This is a genomic window from Gordonia sp. (in: high G+C Gram-positive bacteria) (assembly GCF_052106715.1).
GTDB lineage: Bacteria > Actinomycetota > Actinomycetes > Mycobacteriales > Mycobacteriaceae > Gordonia.
In genome coordinates this window covers 125,370-148,258 of sequence record NZ_JBQEDL010000006.1, presented here as the reverse complement: position 1 = coordinate 148,258, position 22,889 = coordinate 125,370, and the positions used below count along the sequence as shown (strand labels likewise).

At 68.5% G+C, this 22,889-nt stretch carries 7 protein-coding genes; all 7 read left to right on the top strand.

Features of this window, described 5'->3' with window-relative positions:
• The coding region (locus ACTIMF_RS05080; RefSeq protein WP_442349182.1) for a FecCD family ABC transporter permease at nt 1-885 on the top strand (885 nt) is incomplete at its 5' end.
• Entirely contained in the window at nt 882-1,982 is a 1,101-nt protein-coding gene (locus ACTIMF_RS05075) for a FecCD family ABC transporter permease (protein WP_442349181.1), read from the top strand. The genes ACTIMF_RS05080 and ACTIMF_RS05075, both read left to right, overlap by 4 nt.
• The gene (locus tag ACTIMF_RS05070) at nt 1,979-2,866 is read left to right on the top strand and encodes an ABC transporter ATP-binding protein (protein ID WP_442349180.1); all 888 of its coding nucleotides are present in this window, start codon (nt 1,979-1,981) and stop codon (nt 2,864-2,866) included. The genes ACTIMF_RS05075 and ACTIMF_RS05070 overlap by 4 nt, the downstream gene beginning before the upstream one ends.
• An 85-nt stretch (nt 2,867-2,951) precedes the next feature.
• On the top strand, nt 2,952-4,232 hold the full coding sequence (locus tag ACTIMF_RS05065; RefSeq protein ID WP_442349179.1) for a lysine N(6)-hydroxylase/L-ornithine N(5)-oxygenase family protein: 1,281 nt from the start codon (nt 2,952-2,954) through the stop codon (nt 4,230-4,232).
• A 72-nt stretch (nt 4,233-4,304) separates the two neighbouring features.
• Nucleotides 4,305-6,140: an SIP domain-containing protein gene (locus ACTIMF_RS05060; RefSeq protein ID WP_442349178.1), complete on the top strand. Its 1,836-nt coding sequence runs from the start codon at nt 4,305-4,307 to the stop codon at nt 6,138-6,140.
• A 27-nt stretch (nt 6,141-6,167) separates the two neighbouring features.
• Nucleotides 6,168-15,113: an amino acid adenylation domain-containing protein gene (locus ACTIMF_RS05055; protein ID WP_442349177.1), complete on the top strand. Its 8,946-nt coding sequence runs from the start codon at nt 6,168-6,170 to the stop codon at nt 15,111-15,113.
• Nucleotides 15,110-22,889, top strand: a 7,780-nt coding sequence (locus ACTIMF_RS05050; RefSeq protein WP_442349176.1) for an amino acid adenylation domain-containing protein, incomplete at its 3' end; no start/stop codon positions are given. The genes ACTIMF_RS05055 and ACTIMF_RS05050, both read left to right, overlap by 4 nt.

Genomic DNA, 22,889 nt, shown 5'->3' with positions numbered 1-22,889 from the left:
GACAGGTCTCCGGGCAACCCGAACCTCGACGAGGTGAACGTCCTGTGGGATCAGCGCATCCCGCGCGGACTGCTCGCGGTCCTCGTCGGCGCGGCGCTCGCGATGTCGGGGGCCATCATCCAGGCCATGACTCGCAACCCGCTCGCCGACCCCGGCATCCTCGGTGTGAATTCAGGCTCCGCGTTCGCGATCGTCATTGCGATCTCCGTCTTCGGGATCAGCAGCTATTGGGGGTACATCTGGTTCGCGCTCGTCGGTGCCGCCGTCGCCGCGGTCCTCGTCTACGCGCTCGCGAACAGCGGTCGCGCAGGGGCGACACCGGTCCGGCTCGCGCTGTCCGGTGTCGCGCTCGCCGCGTTTCTCGGCGGCGTGACCCAGGGCATGGTGCTGCTCGACTCCGCGGCGTTCACCACGATGCGGTTCTGGCAGGCGGGGTCGATCACCAACCGCGGGACGAGCGTCGTGGTCGGCGTGGGCGCCTTCGTGCTGGTCGGCACGATCGTGGCCGTCATCGTCTCGCGCGCGCTCAACGCCGTGGCGCTCGGCGACGACCTCGCGGTCGCGCTCGGTGTGCCATTGACGCGCGTACGCGTGCTCGGCGTCATAGCCGTGACGCTCATGTGCGGCGCCGCGACGGCGGCGGCGGGGCCCATCGGCTTCGTCGGCCTCATGGTGCCGCACGTCGTGCGCTGGATCGTCGGACCGGACCAGCGGTGGATCCTACCGTTCAGTCTCGCGGGCGGCGCGATTCTGGTCCTGTGCGCCGATCTCCTCGGCCGCGTGACTCTCAACGACGAGGAAATCCCGGCCGGCATCATCACCGCGTTCATCGGTGCGCCTGTGCTCATCCTGCTCGCCCGACGACGAATGGCGAGTGAACTATGACGTCGACGAACGAAGTGGGCCCACACAGGCTCGATCCCGAGACGTCGACGACCGGCAGACTCGACTACGGTCGCCGCGTCCTGGCGCTGCGGGGAGTTCTCGGCATATCGGTTCGACTCGACCTGCGGGTCGTCGTGTCGCTCGTCGTCTTGTGTGTCCTCACCGCGGTCGCCGTATGTGTGGCGTTCACCGTCGGACCGATCGCGGTCCCGCTGGGGACCGCCCTCGACGTGCTGACCGGAGGCGGCGACGAGTACGACGTGCTCGTCGTCAACGAGATCCGCGCACCGCGCATCGTGATGGCCGTCATCATTGGCGGCGTGCTCGGCGTCAGCGGCGCGATCTTCCAGTCGCTGACCCGCAACTCCCTCGGCAGTCCCGATGTTATCGGTTTCGACTCCGGCGCCTACCTGGGCGTGGTGGCCGCGACGCTGTACGTCGGCGGCACCTACGACGTCAAAGTCGTCGGCGCGCTCGTCGGCGGTTTCGGCACTGCCGCGCTCGTCTATCTGCTGGCATTCCGCGGCGGTGTACAGGGCTTCCGGCTGATCATCGTCGGCATAGGCGTCAGCTTCATGCTGTCGTCGCTGACCGCGTGGCTGCTCCTGTACCGCCGCGCGGAGGTGGCGATGGCGCTGCAGCGATGGGGGATGGGAACGCTAGACGGCACCGACTGGGACGCGGTGAACGCGTCACTCGTGCTCCTCCCGTTCGCGATCCTCGCCGTCGCCTGGGTCGCTTGGCGAATGCCCGTCCTCGAGATGGGCGACGATGCGGCGAAGGCGCTCGGTCTCAAGGTGGAGCGCACCCGGATCGGAATGCTCGCGACAGGTACCGCGCTGAGTGCGTTCGGCGTCGCAGTGACCGGACCCATCGCGTTCATCGCGCTCGCCGCGCCGCAGATCGCGCGGCGGATAACCCGAACCGGTACCGTCGGCATGGCGTCGGCGGCCGCGGTGGGAGCGCTGCTCGTCAGCATCTGCGACATCGTGACGCAGCTGCTTCCGCAGCCTGTTCCCGTCGGCGTCATCACGGTATCCGTCGGCGGTCTGTACTTCATGTGGCTTCTGTTCCGAGAGGGGACGAGACGGGGATGATCGACACCCGAAAGACAGGCAACACGGGGGACGGGGAGAAGCCGGACAAGACCGGCTCGCGTCTTCGCGCAGACGGGCTGTCGACCGGCTACGACAAACGGGTCATCAGCTCTGATCTGTCGATCGAGATCCCAGACGGTGCCGTCACGGCCATCGTCGGCCCCAATGCGTGCGGCAAGTCGACGCTGCTGCGGTCACTGTCCCGTCTGTTGCCACCGAAGGCGGGCAGCGTCGTGCTCGACGGTGCGAGCATCGCTTCGTATCCGTCGAAGGAGGTGGCCCGTCGCCTCGGCCTGCTTCCACAGCACTCCACCGCGCCGGACGGGATCCGCGTCGTCGACCTGGTGTCGCGGGGGCGGTACCCGCACCAGAATCTGATCAAGCAGTGGACCGAGGCGGACGAGTCGGCCGTCGTGACGGCGATGGCCGCGACCGGCGTATCCGATCTCGCGGGACGCGTGGTCGACGAGCTCTCTGGCGGACAGCGCCAACGCGTGTGGTTCGCTATGTTGCTCGCTCAGGAGACGCCGCTGATCCTGCTCGACGAACCGACCACCTATCTGGACGTTTCGTACCAGATCGATCTGCTGACCATGTGCCGGAGACTCATACGGAAGAACGGTCACACCATCGTCGCCGTCCTGCATGATCTCCATCACGCATGCCGATACTCCGACCATATCGTCGTGATGAAGGACGGCGATATCGTCGCGGAGGGGCGACCGACCGAGATCGTGACCGCAGACCTGGTCGAGCACGTCTTCGGTCTTCCCTGCCGGATCATCGCCGACCCCGAGACGTCGACACCTATCGTCATACCACTGAGCGAGGAGTCGATAGCCGCCCGTGAGGTAGCCCGAACAGACGACTATGGAGTAGGTTAGGCTAACCAATAATCGAGCGCTGTTGTTCGATTCACAGTAGTACCGACCCCCAAGCGACTCTTCAGGATTGAGGCAAGACGTGCGTATGCGGACCGAATCGTCAAGCGTGATAGACATCGTGGGGGTCGGCTTCGGACCGTCGAATCTGGGACTGGCGATCGCCATCGAGGAACACAACGCCGAGGCGGCCGCGGAAGACCGAATCACCGCAGCATTCGTCGAATCCAAACCGCAGTTCGCCTGGCATCCGGGCATGCTTCTGCCGGGTACGACGATGCAGATCTCGTTCCTCAAGGACCTCGTTACCCAGCGGAATGCGACCAGCGAGTTCAGCTTCCTCAACTATCTCGCCGAGCGCGGGCGGATGGCGCACTTCATCAACCATCAGACGTTCTTCCCCACACGGCGCGAGTTCTCGGACTACCTCGAATGGGCCAACGAGAAGGTCGGCGCGGACGTCTACTACGGCACCCGTGCCGAATCGATCCGTGAGGCGGACGGGCACCTCGTCGTCGACGCCGACGGACCGGGGAGTCGGGTCTCGCTGAACGCGCGCAACGTGGTCGTCGCAGGCGGACTCCGCGAAGCGCTGCCCAGCGGAGTCACCGCATCGCCGCGGCAGTTCCACAATCATCGACTTCTCGACCACCTCGCGGCAATGCCCGAACCGACCAACAACCGGTTCCTCGTCGTCGGTGCGGGCCAGAGCGCAGCCGAGGTCGTCGAATACCTTCACGGCACCTACCCGAACGCCGAGGTGCACAACGTCTTCGCCAAGTACGGATACGTGCCCGCCGACGACAGCCCGTACGCGAACCGGATCTTCGACGCGACCGCCGTCGACGAGTTCTACGCCGCAGACGAGACTCAGCGCGCGGCACTGCTCGACTACCATCGCTCGACCAACTACTCGTGTGTCGACCTCGACCTGATCCGTGAACTGTACCGGCGCGAATACGCCGAGCACGTGGAGGGTGAACGCCGCCTATTCATGCGGGGCGCCTCCCGCGTCGTATCGACCGAGGAGCAGCCCGACGCCGTCCGCGTGGCGGTCGAGAACATGCTGACCGGAGAGATCGAGGCGACGGCGGTCGACGCCGTCGTCTACGCGACGGGGTTCACCCCGACGAATCTCGGCGACCTCCTCGGCGACCTCGTCGAACCGGGTGAGCTCACTGGTGGCGTGGACCGCGACTACCGGGTCGCCACCACCCGTCCACTCAGCGGTGGGGTCTACACGCAGGGCAGCACCGAGCAAACCCACGGGCTGACGTCGTCGCTTCTGTCGAACATCGCGATCCGTTCGGGCGAGATCCTGCAGTCCGTCGTGTCCGCGCGAACTCTGTCGTACTCGTATTCGGCCTGAATGAGCCGCACTGCACAAGACCCCCGCTGTACAGACCCGCAGTCGACACCAGCCCGCACGAGGAGCACAGCCATGCCACGCACCGTCCGCCAGAAGTCCTTCTACAGTCCCGCGATCCGTGAGATCGAGGTCGTCGACGCCTACGACGTAACGCCGGGGATGCGGCGGATCGTATTCGGCGGCGACCAGTTGCGCGGCTACACGACCGGTGACGGCATCGACGTCCCCGGGTTCCGCAGCGACGAGTTCGACGACGCCGTGCGCTTCATCTTCCCCTCGCCCGGCGAGAGCGAACCAGCGCTGCCGGTGCAGGGCGACGGTGAACTCATTCACCCGCAGGATCGGCGTCCGATGGTCCGTGCCTACACGGTGCGCTACTGGGACCCGGAGGCCGCGCGGCTCGTCGTCGACTTCGTCCACCACGGAACCGGCATCGCGTCGACCTGGGCGGTGCGCTGCGGAGTCGGCGACCACGCCCACATCGTCGGACCGCATGTCACCGACGCACACCCGGAGAATATTGATCACATGCTGATCGCGGGCGACGAGACAGCGTTGCCTGCCATCGGTCGCTGGCTCGAAGACCACCAGACCGGGCAGCCTGCCACCGTCATCGTCGAGGTCCGTGCCGCGGAGGACCGGCAGGAGCTTCCCGTCGGTCCCGACGTCGACCTGCGATGGCTCGTTCGCGACGGTGCGCCGGGCGGTACGACGACACTGATGCTCGACGAGATCACCGGCATGGACTGGCCGAACGGTGTCGTCTACGCCTGGGTGTCGGGGGAGACGTTGAGCCTCAAGCCGATCCGCCGACACCTCGTCGAAGAGCGAGGCGTCCCGAAGAACCATCTCGAAGTGGCAGGTTACTGGCGTATCGAGACGGTTCCGACGCTCGCCGAGGACCCGGCGCTGCCGGACGCGTCGGAGGAGTGGGCAGAAGACAAGTTCCATGAGATGGCCGAACTCCTCCCGCCGATCGCACTGCGCGTAGCGGTGACGCTCGACGTTCCCGAACAGTTGTCTCGCGGTGTCACCCGTCTCGCCGACCTCGCCGAGGCGACCGGGACGGACGCAGCGGCGCTCGGCAAGTTCCTGCGATACCTCATTACCGCCGAACTGTTAGAACTCGACGGTGAGCACTATCGGCTGACCAACCTGGGCGAGCAGCTCACAGACGACTATTACGCCAAGGATCTCGATCTGGAGAGCCCCGAATCACTCGCCGAACGCGCCCTGTTCGGGTTGGCCGACGCGATCCGCACCGGCGGCTCGGTCTACCGTGACATGTTCGGCGTCGGATACCGCGAGCTTCTCGGCGCGCACGCCGCTGGACGCCGCTACTTCACCGACGCCGACGACTTCGCGAACTACATTGCGCCCACCCTGGTGACGACGGACGTGTTCGACGGTCTCGAGCATGTCGTCGTGCACGCCGACGGTGCGACCACCTATGCGATGAGGCTCGCCGAGGTCTTTGGCGATCTGCGCGTCACGATCGTCGGCATGCCTGCGCAGATCGAGCACATCCGAGCCGATCTCGGCGACGCGATCGACACCGATCCGCTGTTTGAACGGATCGACCTCGTCGGACAGTCGGTGTTCGAGGACCTGCCCGATGCGGACGGCATCCTCCTCGTATCGATGATGGACAAGAACCCAGACGCGGACGCCGTGCACCTGCTGCGCCGACTCGGCGGAGTCGGAGCCCGACTCATCGTCGTCGAGGAACCGATGCAGGAGAACCAGATCAGCGACCACGACACCATGGCGGATCTGACCAACCTCACCGTTTACGGCTCCGGGTTCCGTACCGACGCCGAGCATCGTGAACTGTTCTCCCAAGCCGGTCTGCAGGTCGCGACGGCACAGCACATCTACTGCGGCGAGACGGTCTACACGCTCGCCTGAGTAATCACCCTCCCAGGAGCCACCATCATGGACGGTGTCATCCCGTCATCGACGTCCCAGCCCGACGTCCTGCTTCCGGCCACCGCCGCACAGCGCGGTCTCTGGTTGAGCGCTTCGCTCGTCGACGCGGCGAGTGTCAGCCACGTCGTAGCGGACGCATGGGTTCTGCCGACTTCCCCCGACGGTGGACTGCAGGCGGTCGCCGACGCCTTCTCGCAGGCGATCGGCGAGGCCGACATGCTGTCGGCACGGTTCGACGTCGCCGATGAGGACGTGGTCTGCGAGATCGGTTCGCACACCGTCGATCAGATCGTGCAGCACGACCTGAGCTCCCACGCCGACCCCGGGGGAGCGGCCCTTGATTTCGTGGACCGCTGGTGGCCGCGACCGATCGATCCCGCCGTCGATCCGTGTTTCGAGGCCATTGCTCTGGACCTCGGCACGTCCGGTGTGATGATCGCGGCGCGCGCCCACCACATCGTCGTCGATGCGCACGCTCTTGGACTGATCGGGCGTCGGGCCGCGCAGATACATGAGCATTCGTCGGCGACTACGCGCGGCCGCTACGGTTCACCTGCCGCTGTCGTCGCGGAGGAAGGCGACTATCTGGCCTCCGGCGAGGCGGAGGCAGACGCCGCATTCTGGCGCGAGTATCTCGCCGACGCCGACGCCGACGCCGCCGCGTCGATCACCGGTCGCCTGCATCGATCCGGTTCCGCCGCGCGCGTCAGGTCGACGTCACGGACCGTCGAGGCGTCCGGTGTGTCGGCGATCGGCGCCGAAGCCGGGGCGACGTGGGTCGAGGCCGTGATCGCCGCGGTGTCCGCGCACGCATCGTCGGTGATGGCGCGCACTGACGTCACGATAGGCCTTCCGTTCGCCAATAGGATGCGGTCGGCGGCCCTGACCGTCCCGACGACGACCGTCAACGTGGTGCCGCTCGTCTTGCAGCTCGGCCCCTGGATCTCGCCCGTCGAGGCGACTCGCGCAGTCGCCGAAGGTGTCGACCGAGTGCGTCCCCACGTGCGGACACGCGGCGAGGGCATGCGATCGGGCCTGTGGATCAACGTCAAACCGGCGGGAAACGGCTACCGGTTCGGGGAACTGTCCGGGCACACGGTCTCGTTCGCGCGTGGACCAGTCGACGACCTGTCGGTCACCGTCGAACGGAGCAACGAGACGCTGACACTCCTCGTCGACGCCGATGCGGACCGCTACGACGAACATCGGCTCGCGGAGATTGCAGACGATCTCGTCCGGTTCGTCGACGCCTTCACCCGCCGCACCGGCCGGCCGTTGGCGATGCTGCCCGCCCGCACGTGGCCTACGATCTACGGATCGGTCGACCCCGGGCTGGCCCCCGGCACCGACATCGGAACACAGATCGTCGCCACGGCCCGGCGGTCCCCGAACGCGGTCGCCGTCGAGGCGGGCGGAGACGTCGCCACGTTCAGTGAGGTCCTCGTATCGGCTGAGACGATCGCATCGGCGCTCGTCGACCGCGGCGTCGGACCGGAGACCGTCGTCGCCGTCGCGATCCCTCGAGGGCCGAGACTGGTTGAAGCGATCGTCGGCGTCCTCCTCGCAGGCGGTGTCGTCGCACCGGTCGACCCGGACTACCCTACGGACCGCATCGCGATGATCATCGAGGACGCCCGACCGCGGGTCGTGATCGTCGACGCGGAGACGCCGACCCCGGTGCTCGACGCAGCCGGAGGCCTCGCGGTCCGGGCGGCCGACCTCACCGGGTCGGGTCCGTCGCCGCACCCGACGGTGTCCCCGGACAATGCCGCCTACCTGATCTTCACATCGGGGTCGACGGGCCGGCCGAAGGGCGTCGTCGTCTCACACCGAGCGATCGAGAACCTTATCTGGTGGCGCCAGGCCGAGTTCGGTCTCGCGCCCGGGGAGCGCCTACTGCAGAAGACGTCACCGGGCTTCGATCCGTTCGTCCCCGAGATCCTGTGGCCGCTCGTCGTCGGCGGCCGGATCATCATGTGTCCACCGGGAATCGACCGAGACCTCGACCGATTCGCCCAGTTCTTGGCCCGCACCCCCGTCGAGTTCGTAGAACTCGTGCCCTCGGTCGTCTCGGTGCTCCTCGAGACGGGAACGGGGCCCGCACACGGATCGATCCGCACCGTGTCGGCGGGTGGCGAAGCGCTGGACGCCGCGCTCGCGCGACGCGTCCGCGATACGTGGGGGGCCGACGTCGTCAACACCTACGGCCCAGCAGAAGCCGCCGTCGAAGTGACTGCCGAACGCGTGACGGACCGGACACGGGGGACGAGCGTGCCGATCGGCTCACCGATCCCGAATACGACGGCGCACGTCCTCGACGCCTGGTTCAGACCGGTCGGTCCCGGTGAGGTCGGTGAGCTCTATCTCGGGGGAGTGCAACTCGCCCGGGGCTACGCCGGACGCGCCGACCTGTCGTCGGCGCGCTTCGTCGCCGACCCCTTCGACGCGGCGGGTGGACGTCTGTACCGCACCGGCGACCTCGTGAGGCGCCCGGACGACGACAGCACCTGCGGTCTGACATTCGTGTCGCGCAACGACACTCAGATCAAGATCCGCGGACACCGCGTGGAGCCGGGCGAGGTCGAGGCGCTTCTGTCCGCGATCGACGGAGTCTCGGCCGCCGCAGTCGTCGCTGACCGGCGCGACGGAGAGCACGTCCTCGCCGCGTTCGTCGCCCCGCGACGGGGGACGAGGCTGCGGCCAGTCGACGTGCGGTCGGCCGTCTCCGCCGCAGCACCGTCGCATTTCGTTCCCGCGACGGTGACCGTCCTCGACGCGCTCCCGGTGACGCCGAGCGGAAAACTCGACCGCCGAGCACTCGCCACACGCAAACGACCTGTCGTCGAGACCGTCGATGTCGACCGCCGGGCCTGGACGCACACGCAGCGGACGGTCGCCGACCGCGTCGAAGAACTTCTCGGAGTTCAGGTCACCGACCTGTCCGATGACTTCTTCGGGCTCGGCGGGGACAGCATCGCGGCGCTGCGCCTCGTGTCACGGTGTCGAAGGGACGGGCTGGTGCTCACCACGGGCGACGTCTTCGCAGCAGGCGCCCTCCGCGTCATCGCAGAACTCGCCAGGCCCGCCGCCGACGTCGTCGTAGCGACCCAGACCGAATCAGTCGGAACCGTCGAACCGATCCCCGTGATGGCCGAGGTCCTCGACGCTGACGGACCGTGGACCGTCGGGTACGGCCAATCGATGATGGTTCGCCTGCCCGAGCGGGTCGACGTCGCGTGTTTCCACGCGGCGTGCCGCGCCGTCATCCGGGCGCATCCCGCACTGTACATGCGCGTGGGACAGACCCTGGAGATCGACCCGCTCGACGACGGCGACGACCTCGATCGGTGGATCGGCGTCGACAGCGGATCACCGGAGGACATCGGGGAGCGCTGCTATCGGGCCCTCGACCCCAGCGCCGGGGTCCTCGCGCGATTCGTCCATGTGACCGCCCCCGCTCATCCGACAGCCGTCGCAGTGATCGCCGTCCATCACCTGGCGGTCGACGCCGTCTCCTGGTCGATCATCGTCGACGATCTGCGGGAAGCCTGCACTCGGATCGTTTCGGGGCGGGAACCCGGTGTCGCCGCCGAGCCGGTGCCGCTGCGCGCGTGGGGTGCAGCCCTCCGGGACGCGGCGCTCGGCGGAGCGCTCGATTCGCAGATCCCGTTCTGGCAGGAGACGCTCGCACCGTCCGACGGGGTGCTGCGAGCCCGTGCACTCGATGCCGGACGTGACACCGTCGCCGACGCGACTGACCTGGACATCATCGTCGACGCCGCCGACACCGCGGCGATCAGCGCGGCCGCCGCCGCGATCTCTGGGACGGTCGCCGACGTGCTCGCCGCCGCGCTCGCGCTCGCACTTGACGCGGAGTCCGTCGTCATCGACATGGAAGGCCACGGTCGTGAGCCGGGGTCTCACTTGATCGGTGCCGACGCCGACCTGTCGCGGACAGTCGGGTGGTTCACCACGGTCTACCCCGTACGCCTGACGTGTGCGGGCACGACGTCCACCGACCGGCTCCTCAAGACCGCGAAAGAGCAGATCCGCGCCGTTCCCGACCGTGGTGTCGGTTTCGGTGCGCTGTACGCACATCGGGACGACACCGGTCTGGCAGACGCCGCAGACCGTCAGATCCTCCTCAACTATCTCGGCCGATCCGGTGGATCCGAGACACCCGGAGACTGGACCGCGCAGCCCGCGCCCGGACGCGACGGCGTCGGCACCCTGGGGGTCAGCTCCGACCCAGGCATGCCGCTCACGCACCACCTGCAGATCAACGCGGCCACGACGCAGACAGGCGAGCTGACCGCTCAGTGGCGGTTCGCGTCGACAGCCGTCGACGGTGACATGATCCGTGCGCTCGCCGAGCGATGGCGGACCGCGCTCGCCGACATCGCGAAACAACAGCGAGCAGGCCGTATCGGCGGACCGACCCCGTCCGACGTCGTCGCCGGCGTGACACTCGACGACCTCGACTTGTTCGCGGCCGAGCGCGCCGTCCGCGATGTGCTTCCGGCGACACCCCTGCAGCAGGGGCTCCTGTTCGAGGCGACCTTCGCCGCCGACGCCGACGACCACTACGTCGTCCAGATGCTGCTGGAAGCGCCGGACCGTATCGATGTCGATCGTCTCCGGCGGGCGGCGGACCGACTGATCGCACGACACCCGCACCTCGGGGCCGCGATGCGCACGACGGGCGCGGGCGTACCGGTCGCCGTCGTCCCGGCAGACGTCGGTGTACCCGTCGAGCATGTAGCGGTCGATGCACCCGGTAACGGATTCGAGCAGATATGGGACGACCTCGTCGACGCTGACCGGCGCCTCGAGTTCTCCCTCGACGCACCACCACTCCTGCGGCTGACAGTCGTCGACGTACCGGGAGCGGGTTCGCGAATCGTCCTGACACACCACCACCTCATCCTCGACGGCTGGTCGTCGCCGCTGCTGCTGCGCGAACTGTTCAACGGTTACACCGGCGAAATCGATGTGTCTGGGACGACAGCAGGCCGAGACATGGCCGACTATCTGCGCGTCCTGCACATGCGGACGACGGACCCCGTCGCCGTCGCCGCCGACGCCGAACGCTGGCGAACCGCCCTTGCCGATCTGCCGGCGCCGACACGGCTCACCGACGGAAGCGAGCCGGCGACCGGATCCCACGATGTCGAGACGGTAATCGACGCGGACGGGTCGGCGGGCCTCGTCGCTGCCGCCCGATCCGCGGGTCTCACCGTGAACACCATGTTCCAGACGGCGTGGGCCACGGTCCTCGCCTCCCGTACCGGGCAGGCGGACGTCGTCTTCGGCACCTCGGTCTCGGGACGAGACGTCGACGTGCACGGCGTCGAGTCGGTCATCGGTCTCCTCATCAACACGGTGCCTGTCCGCATCACCCTCGATCCGAGCGAACCGGCGCGCACGCTGTGCTCGCGCGTTCAGCGGGAGCAGGCGGCGATGGCGGACGTCCATCACGTCCCGCTGCCAGCCGTCCACCGGGCAGTCGGCGGCTCCGAGCTGTTCGACACGCTCCTCGTGTTCGAGAACTACTCCGAAGAGCCACTCCCCGGAGGCGTCGTCGTCACCGGCGTCCGGGACTCGACCGGGTATCCGGTCACCGTCATCGTGATTCCGGGAGCGACGACCCGGATCGTCCTCAAACACCACGACGGCGTCTCCGCGTCGATGGCGCGAGGACTTCTCGACGGACTAGTTTCCGCGGTGACCACGCTCGCTCGGCTGCCTGAGTGCCCGACGTCCGCGATCCCCGCAGCGGCCGACGACGAACAGATGCACGGCGGACCCGCAGTGTTCGACGGCCGCACCGTCGTCGATCTGTTCGACGAGTCCGTCGCGATGAACTCCGGTCAGCGCGCGGTGATCGTCGACGACGGCGCCCACGGAACGGCGGCGACGCTGTCGTTCACCGAGCACTCCGACGACATCACGCGTCTGGCACGCGATCTGATCGCGTGCGATGTGGGCCCGGAGAGCGTCGTCGCGGTACTGCTGCCGCGCGGTCTCGACCTGCTGCAGTCGGTGTGGGCCGTCGTCTGCGCGGGCGGAGCGTATCTCCCCGTCGACCCGGATTTCCCGCACGATCGGGTGACCGGAATGCTCGACGACGCCGGTGCGACTCACGTCCTCACGCGTTCGGACGTTCTCGCCGGCACCCGGCTCGACACCGCGCTCGGATCCCGGGGAGTCGATGTCGTGGAACTCGACCGACCCGATGTGCTCGCGCGCATTTCCGGACGTGCGGCGGGCCGAGTCGCCGACGACGAACGGATCGCGGCGCTGCGCGGAGACCACCCGATGTACGTCCTGTTCACCTCGGGATCGACGGGACGACCCAAGGGCGTCGTCATCTCGCATGCGGCCGCCGCGAACCGCCTCATGTGGGCGCAGCAGACATACGGGCTGACCCCCTCCGACGTCGTCGTGCAGAAGACGCCTTCGACATTCGACGTGTCGGTGTGGGAGCTCTTCTGGCCGGCGCTCGCCGGTGCCGCGACCCTGGTGATCGGACCAGACGCGCACAAAGACGCTGCATATCTCGCCGACGCCTTCGATAGGCACCGCGTGAGTACCGCGCACTTCGTTCCGACGATGCTCGCCGCGTTCCTGCTCAACCCGACCGCGCGGGAAGCGCGCGACGTCCTCAACGGAATGCGCGTCCTGTGCAGCGGGGAGGCACTGCCGCGGTCGGTGGCGGCCGCAGCAGCGGCCCGGGGCGCAGACGTGCACAATCTGTACGGGCCGACAGAAGCGGCGATCGACGTCACCGCGTGCCGAGTCGACGCTGGAGACGGCCCGGTTCCCATCGGTGCGCCGGTCGCCGGAGCCATACTCCACATCCTCGATCAGTGGCTGCGGCCGGTACCGCGGGGCGTGGTCGGCGAACTGTATCTCGGCGGAGTCCAGATCGCTCGCGGGTACGCCTCGCGTATGTCACTTACAGCGATCCGGTTCGTCGCCGACCCGACCGGAGGCGGTCGGCGCCTCTATCGGACCGGAGACCTCGTCCGCCGCGACCACCGCGGCGCCCTGCACTACGTGGGGCGCAGCGACTTCCAGGTGAAGATCCGCGGGCAGCGCATCGAACCCGGGGAGGTGGAGACCGCGCTCGCCGCCCTCGACGGGGTGCGCACCTGCGTAGTCGTCGCGCGCGATCTCGGACACGGTGCGCAGCTCGTCGGCTATCTCACCGGCGATGCGATCACCGCAGACGGCGTCCGCGCGCAGGCGGAGGAGGCTCTGCCCGCCCACCTGGTCCCGACGCACCTGGTGATCCTCGACGAGCTTCCGGTCACGCCGAACGGAAAGATCGATCGGCGGGCTCTGCCCGAACCCCTGATCACCGCCACCGTAGACGGGCGTGCGCCGCAGACATCCGTCGAACAGGTCCTCGTCGACGTCGTCGCCGGGGTGCTCGGTCTGCAGATGCCGGTGTCGGTCGACGACGACTTCTTCGCACTCGGCGGCGACAGCATCGTCTCCATCCAACTCGTGGCGCGGGCACGCGCGGCAGGCATGGACTTCGATCCGCGCGACGTGTTCGAAGCGCGCACCGTCGCGGCGCTCGCCACGCGAGTCCGGGTCACCGGATCCCGAACGACCACCTCGACCGTCGACCGATACGGCTCGGTGCCCGCATCGCCGATCGCGCGGGCCGCCGTCCGCCGCGCGGGGTTCGAACGGTTCGTCCAGCTGCGCGTGCTCTCTGCACCGGCGGGGACGACCGTCGACGACGTCCGCGCGGCACTCGCCGCGCTCGTGTCGTCACACGAGGTGCTCGGTGCCCGGCTGGCCACCGACGGCGCCCTCGAGATTCCGCCCAATCCCGTCGGCCCCGTGCCGGTCAACGTGGGAGAGCCACTCGGGACTCTCGCCCTCGCAGGCCTCGATCCCGCCGACATCGAAGATGCGATCGACGACGTGTTCGCTCGAATTGATCCAAAGGGCGGCGTCATGCTCGCCGCCCACTGGTGGCCGTGCGGCGATTCGGGGCGCCTGCTGCTCGTCGCGCACCACCTCGTCGTGGACGCGTACTCGTGGCGGGTCCTGCTCGATGACCTGCGCGCGCTGGTCGGCGGCCACGACCCGGAACCCGCGGCGACGTCGTACCGGGAGTGGATGACCGAGCTGCGCCCGGCACTGACCGCTCAGTCTGATCACACAGAGTCCGATCCGGAGCCGCTGACCGACACCGTCCGCACGGCCCATCTGCGCACGGTCGAGGTCGACGTCGAGTCGACCGATGTCCTCCTGTATCGTCCCGCACCCGCCTATCGGGCCACCACACAGGATGTGCTCGTCGCAGCGGTCATGGCCGCGCTCGGTGCGGCCGGACACGAGCTCGACGTCGACGTCGAAGACCACGGGCGTGCCCACGGCGACTGGGACCTGTCCCGAACCGTCGGCTGGTTCACGACAGTGATCGGGCTGAGGCTCGATGCGGCCGACCGCTCACCGGGCGATCTGCTGCGTGCGGTCAAAGAGGCTCGCCTCGGCGTCGACCACAACGGTGCGGGTCTGCGGTCTCATCGGGCCGCCGGGGTTCTCGTCAACTATCTCGGCAACGACACCGCTGCACCGGCGGCCGTCGATCCAGCGATGTCGTGGCAGACTGCGGCCGAGACGGCGGCGGTCGCTGCGATCGCGGAGTCGATGGCAGCGGACCTGCAACTGAGCCACCGCATCCAGCTCGACGTCGAACTGGTCGAGCACACGGACGGACCGTGTCTGCACGCCCAGTGGCGCGTCGCACAGAGCGTTCCGACCGCCGACGTCGACGCATTCGTCGCCACCTGGCGGCAGGGGATCGACGCACTTGTCGCGCACCTGTCATCCGACGACTCCGGCGGGCTCACCCCGTCAGACACCCTTGTATCCATTTCGCAAGCCGAACTCGACGATCTCGTCGACTTCGATCTGGAGGATCTGTGACCACCACCGCCACTACAGCGCCGAAGGTCGTCGACCTGTGGCCTATGTCGCCGCTGCAGCAGGGGCTCTACTACCTGGCACGCAGCGCGGACAGTGGAACGGACCCGTACGTGGTACAGCTGACGGTCGACCTGCGCGGAGATCTTGACGTCGGTCGGCTCCGAACAGCCGCGGCGTCCTTGGCAGACCGCCACCCGGCGCTGCGCGGTGCGTTCCGGCAGCGGGCGTCAGGGGAGCCCGTCGTCATGGTCCTCGACCGCATCGCTCCGGACGTAGACATCGTCGACCTGCGTTCGTCGGCGGACGTCGAGCAGTCCTGGACCGCACTCGTCGACGCGGACCACCGTCGAGGATTCGCCGTCGGCAGGCCGCCGCTCGTCAGATTCACGGTGGCAGCGATCGCCGACCGGCATCACCGTCTGCTGATCACAAACCACCATCTGATCTGGGACGGCTGGTCGACGCCCATCGTCGTCGGCGATCTGTTCCGCCTGTATGCCGGCGAGACTCTCGCACCCGCACCCAGTTACCGCAACTACGTCTCCTGGCTGGCGTCGGCGGACGACGCCGCGATCAACCGGTGGGTCGAGTATCTCGCCGGCCTGTCCGGTCCGACACGGCTCGCCGAGCCGACGAGGGGCGATCGCGAGCCGATCACCGTCCGCGAGCGGTTGGACGTCGCAGCGCACTCGCGACTCACCGCGCTCGCACGCAAGGCCGGTGTCACCCTCAACACGCTCGTGCAGTCAGCGTGGGCGCTCACGGTGTCGGCTCTCACCGGGTCCGACGACGTCGTGTTCGGAGCGGTCGTCTCCGGTCGCCCCGCCGACCTGCCCGAGGTGGAGTCGACGGTCGGTCTGTTCATCAACACGGTCCCGGTGCGCGTACGTCTGGACCCGTCCGCGAACGTCGGAACACTGCTGCGGTCGGTGTCAACCGACCAGGCGTCACTGCTGACGTCCCATCACATCGCCCTGCACGACGTGCAGGCGAGGACGGGGCTCGGCGCCCTGTTCGACACCCTCGTCGTGTTCGAGAACTATCCGCTCGACGATTCCGCATTGGCCGCACTCGGCGAATCGGCGGGACTCGACCTCGAGATCACCCCGGGCCGTAACGAGACCGACTACTCGGTCGTCCTGACAGTCACACCGGAGCCGACCGGCGAACTCGACGTCGCCGTGGAACTCGGCGCCGCCGCCGGGCCAGTCGCCGCACAGGCGCCCGCCGTCCTCTTCGCGATCCTGTCGGCGTTTGCGAACGGCGCGGACACCCGCCTCGCAGACATCGCGGTCGCCTCGGCCCCGCCGCGGTCGGCGGCGAGTCCGCTCGACGCGCCCGATACCGTCGACGGGGTGCTCTCAGCCGCGCGCGCCGCCGCCGCGACACATCCCGGGCCCGTTGCGGTCGAGGGGCCGGACCGCTCGCTGACCCGCGCCGAACTCTGGGCGGAGGTCGACTCGCTCGTCGATCGTCTCCTCGCCGCAGGCGCCGGACCGGACGTCCGGGTGGCGATCGTTCTCGAACGACGCGTCGCCCTCATCACCGCACTCCTCGCGATCGTCCGTGCCGGCGCGGTCCCGATGCCCGTCGACCCCGACTACCCGGCCAACCGGATCGCCACCATGATCGAGGACGGTCGTCCGGCGATCGCCGTCGCCTCAGCAGTCACAACCGGACTTCTGCGCGGCACCGACATCACGGTCCTCGACGTGGACAGTCCCGCCCAGAGCGCACCCACGAGGACCGGATCGGTCGTGCAGCCGCAGCCCGATCACGGCGCCTACCTGCTGTTCACCTCTGGATCGACAGGTCGACCTAAACCCGTGATGGCTACCCAGCGGGGTCTGGCGGCCCGGCTGTCGTGGGACCTGTACACCACATCGACCGACCGAGTCCGTATCGCCAAGAGTTCGCCGAGTTTCGTCGACGGTCTCACCGAGATCCTGACTGCGGTCGCATCTGCGATGACGGTGGTCGTCGCCGACGACACCGCACGACGTAGCCCGGCAGCGCTCGCACAGATGCTGAGCGATCGGAGCGTCGACCGTTTCGGCGCGGTTCCCACACTGCTCGAAGCCCTCGCCGCCGAACTTCCCGGCCTGCGAGACGCGAACACCCCCGATGTCTGGGTGTCGAGCGGCGAAGCGCTCCGCGCCGATGTCGCCGCACGTCTCCTCGCGCTCGCTCCGGGAGCGAGCATCGTCAACTCGTACGGATCGTCAGAGGTCGCCGGCGACGTCACCGTCTTCACCGTGCACGCCGACACGCTCGGATCGAGCGGCGCCATACCGATCGGCGACACCGTGCCCGGGACATCGGTCGCTGTCCTCGACGCATGGCTGCGCCCCGTCGTCGACGGGGTCGTCGGAGAGCTCTACGTCTCGGGCCCCCAACTCGCGCGAGGCTATCCGGGAGCGGCGGGGGAGACGGCTGCGCGCTTCGTCGCCGACCCTTCGGGTACCGGGACACGCCTGTACCGGACGGGAGATCTCGTCCACCGGGACGTGTCGGGTGCCCTGGTCCACGACGGTCGAGCAGACGGCCAGTTGTCGATCCGCGGATTCCGCGTCGAACCGGGGGAGGTGGAGGCCGCGCTCCTGGGACAGTCCGGCGTGCGCGCGGCAGCTGTCACCGTGGCGCGAGTCGGCTCGTCGGACGCCCTCGCAGCCTTCGTCGTGGCAGGGCCCGACGCCGTCGACACGTCCGGCGTCCGCCGTCGCCTCGCGGCCGTTCTCCCCGCGCATCTCGTGCCGACCGTCGTGATGCAGGTCGAGACGATCCCGCTCTCACCGAACGGGAAGATCGACCGGCGCGCGCTCGCCGCACTGCCGGTCGCCGCAACAGATCGGTCGACCGATCGGAGAGCACCCGAGACCGACGTAGAGGAGGCGGTCGCGTCGGCGGTCGAGGACCTCCTCGACGTCGACCAACCAGGAATGGGCGACGATCTTCTTGCTCTCGGCGGACACTCGTTGACCGCAGCACGACTCACCGCGCGTCTGACTCGCGAACTCGGCGTGTCGATCGGAGTGAGGGAGGCGTTCGACCACCCGGTCCTCGGCGACTTGGCCAGGCGCATCGACGACCTGCTCGTCGACGGAGACTCCGCGACAGGACTAACGGCGCTTACCGAACGCCCGGACAGGCCCGCCCTGTCTGCGGCACAGGAACGCATGTGGTTCCTCCACGAGCTCGGGGGACCGGACTCGGTGTACACGATTCGATTCGCGGTCGCCGTACCCGGCACCGTCGACTACCGCGCACTCGGCTCAGCGTTCGTCGCAGTGCTCGACCGCCACGAAGTCCTCCGTACCGTCTACGTGGCGGCCGATGACGAGACCCACGCGTGGCAGCGCGTGCTCTCCGTCGGCGACCTCCCCGACGCAGAGCGCTCTCTACACGTCGTCGATGTCGACGAGGCCGACCCCGCGGTCGTCGACTTGGCGAGCGGTGACAATCCGGCGGGAGCAGCGATCTCCGCCGCCGGGTCGCATGCGTTCGCGATCGACGCCCACATCCCCATCCGTCTCACACTCGTCCGCGGAGCCGACGGCCACAGCGTGATCGTGGCGGCCGTCCACCACATCGCCGCCGACGAGTGGTCGGCACCGCTGCTGTTCGCCGATCTGTCGGCCGCCTACGACGCAGCCGTGAGCGGTAGGAGCCCCGACCGCCGTCCACTGCCGATCCAGTACGTCGACTACGCAGCGGCGCCAGTCGCAGACGACGGCCTCGACCGGTGGACACGGCGGCTGACCGGAGCTCCGGACGAACTGCAGACCCCGCGCGACCGACCGCGACCGGCGATCCCCGACCAGGTCGGTGCCAGTGTCTCGTTCACCGTCGACACCGCGCAGACGTCGGGACTGAGGTCACTCGCGCGCCGCACCGGCGCGTCGATGTTCGTCCTCTCGCACGTTGTGACCGCTGTGACACTCGCACAGCTCGGCGCCGGTGAGGACATCGTGCTGGGCACCCCCGTCGCGGGGCGCGTGGACGACGCCGTCGCCGATCTCGTCGGACTGTTCGTCAACACCCTCGTACTGCGGACGCCGGTCGCGGCGTCGGCGACCCTCGGCGAGATCGTCGCTGACGTCCGCGACGTCGACCTCGATGCACTCGCCGACCAGTCGACGCCGTTCGAACGGCTCGTCGACGAACTGGCACCGACCCGGTCACTGGCGCGGAACCCGCTGTTCCAGAACATGATCGCCTACCGTGCACCCGGTCGGACGCCGACATTCGCCGGTCTGCCGACCGCCGCGATCGACCACCCGGCCGACCGCGTCCAATTCGACCTGTCCACCACGGTCCTCGACGACGGCGACCGACTCACGGTGCGCATCGACTACGCGGTGGAACTCTTCGACGAGGCCACCGTCGAACGGATCGCCGCACAGTGGCGGTCCGTCGCGCGGGCCCTCGCCACCGACCCGTCGACGCGCGTCAGAGACCTGCCTGCCGTCACCGGGTCCGACCGGGACCTCGTCACCGGCACCTGGGCGCGAGGTGCCGACAGTGATTCGCCCGACAACCTCGTCGGCGCGGTCGACACAGTCGCGTCCACCGCCCCCGACGCATCGGCGATCGTCGTCGCGGAGACCGGTGAGCATGTGACGTACTCCGACCTCGCTCGGCGGGCAAACCGGCTCGCCCGCCACCTGATCGCCGCGGGCGCCGGACCCGACGACCGGATCGTCGTCGTCGCAGACAGGACTGTCGACACGATCGTGACGATCATGGGCGTTACCGCGTCCGGTGCCGCCTTCGTACCCGCCGACCCCGGCCAAGGCACCGACCGACTCGCCGCGATCGTCGACGTCGCCGACCCTCTGTTCGTGTTCGCAGGTCCGGGGAACACCGCCGTGGACCGTTCCGATCCGCGTACCGTCGCGATCGCAGACCTTCCACTCGACGATCTCTCCGACCTCCGCATCGACGACACGGAGAGGCGTGCACCCGTTCGGGGTGACCACACCTGCTACGTCACCTTCACTTCGGGATCCACCGGCGTCCCGAAGGGAGTCGTCGTTTCGCACTCCGCGATCGCCAACACCGTCGCTTGGCGGCAGGCGACGTTCGCGCTCGCCCCAGGCGGCCGGCTCCTGCAGAAGACCTCGCCCGCATTCGATCCGTTCGTCCCCGAGATCCTGTGGCCGCTGTCGATCGGCGGCGTCGTCGTCCTGCCGCAAGAGGGCGCCGAACGCGACGCCGTCGAACTCGGAGCCGTGATCGCCGATCAGAACATCGTGTTCGTCGAGCTCGTCCCGTCGATGATCGCCGCGATGCTCGACGCCGGAGTACGCCTGGACGCCGTCGACGGACGCAGCGTGGAACTGTCGGCGGGTGGCGAAGCGCTGCGGCCCGACCTCGTCGTCGCAGTCACTCGAGCGTGGGACGTCCACCTGTGGAACACCTATGGACCCGCCGAGGCGGCCGTCGAGATGACGGCGGCCGACCTGACCGGACACGGTGACGGACCCGTTCCGATCGGCACCCCGATCCCGCAGACCGCCGTGTACGTCCTCGACACGTCACTGCGCCCCGTCGCGCCCGGTGTGATCGGCGAACTCCACATCGGAGGTCGCCCGTTGGCCCGCGGATATCTCGGCGCGAGCGCCCTCACCGCCGCTCGCTTCGTCGCCGACCCGTTCGCCGACGGTGGACGGCTGTACCGGACGGGTGACCTCGTCCGATGGAACGGCTCGGGAGCCCTCGAATTCGTCGGCCGCTCGGACTTCCAACTCAAGCTCCGCGGCATGCGAGTGGAGCCTGGGGAGGTCGAGACGTTGTTGACATCCGTCGACGGCGTTCGCGCCGCGGTCGCCACGACGGTCGGCTCCGGAGCGTCGACCCGACTCGTCGCCTACGTCACCGCCGAGCGCGGACTCGACGGTTCCCGCATCCTCGCGGCCATGCGCGAGGCGACCCCGCCCGCACACCTCATACCTGCCGCAGTCCAGATGATCGACGAGTTCGTCTACTCGGCGAGCGGAAAGATCGATCGTCGTAGCCTGCCCCCGTTCGACGCCTCCGCCGCAGACGCCGACGATGACGACCCACCCCGGAACGCTGTGGAGGAAGCGGTCGCCGCAGCGATGAGCGATGTGCTGTCCGAACCTGTGACCGCCCGCACGAGCGACTTCTTCGCACTCGGCGGGCATTCACTCGTCGCGACCAGACTCGTCTCGGCTATCGGCCGCGCGACGGGCCGACGACTGAGCGTCCGTGACGTGTTCGAACAACCGACGGTCGCCGGCCTCTCTGAACTCATAAGCGGGCAAGACGTCGTCAGCGGGACCGACGCACCCGTCGCAACCGGCGCCGCGATACTCCGAGCGCCGGCCACACCAGGGCAGCGAGCACTGTGGCTCCTCGCCCAGATGGACGAGAGCACCGCCTACGAAAACCACGGTGTCTGGCACGTCGACGGCCGGCTCGACGTCGACGCTCTCCGCATCGCCGTACAGTCGCTCCTGGCCCGTCACGATGTGCTCCGTACCGTCCTCGAATGGGACGGCGACAACCTGTGGCAGCAGGTCATCGACATCCCGGATCTCGACGCATCCAGGGAGACCGTCAGCGTCGTCGAGGTCACCGACGCAGACCTCGACGATCAGATCACCCGGCTACGTTCGGAACACACCGACCTGTCCGCAGACCTCCCGATCCGAGTGCGTCTGTTGCGCACCGAGACCTGCGACGTCCTAGCCGTCTCGCTGCACCACGCGGTCACTGATGAGACGTCGACCCCGTTGATCTACACCGATCTCGGCGTCGCGTACGACGCAGCGGTGTCCGGTACCGAACCCGGATGGGGGCCGCGCCCGGCTCAGTACACCGAATACGCGCAGTTCCAGCGTGCCCGGAGCGCGGGCACCGCCGACTCCGATCTCGCCGCGGCCACCGCCGCACTCGAGGGTTTCCCGACGATCGCCGACCTGCCGTACGCATCCGAACGGCACGGTGCACCCGTCGCCTATCATTGCGTAGTCCTGCCCGCAGCTGAGGTCGCCGAGGTCCGTGCCACAGCAGCACAGGTCCGCACGACTCCGCTGATGGTGCTCCAGTACGCGGTTGCCGCCGCGATCGATGCGATCGGCGCAGGTCCTCGGATCGCACTCGGAACACCCGTCACCCTGCGCGACGACGAAGCGTTCGCCGACACTGTCGGGTACTTCGTCAACACCGTCGTCCTCCGCAGTGATGTGACCGATCGCCCGTCCTTCCTCGGCGCCGCCGACGCACTCCGCGCGGAGACCCTCAGCGCATTCGACCGCCGACACGTGCCGTTCGGCGACGTCGTCGATCGTGTCAACCCGGCACGGCCCGACGGGGTGTCGCCGATATTCCAGGTGATGATCGCGCACCTCGACGACACGTCCGCACAGACCGTGTCGCTCGGCGAGCACCGACTCACACCATTGCGGGAGGTGGCGCGCGACGCCATCACAGACATCGTGGTGTCGGTCAGCGAACAACCGGACGGGTCCTGGGAGATCGGGGTCGATGTCCCGGACGGGCTCTTCGACCAGGCGACCGTCGACGCCCTCGTCGCGACCACCGCAGGCGTCATCGCCCTCATCGGGCGCATCCCCGATCTGCCGCTCGACCGGGCGGTCGCCCTCGCGCGGCGTGCTGGTGAGATCGATGCGGACGACTCGGTGTCGCAGGATGTCGGCGGCACTCCGGTCTGGCGGGCTGCGCGCAGCGTCCCCGAGGCAGCCGACCACGACGTCGACGCGGTCGTAGCCGCTGTGCTTGGCGCGATCG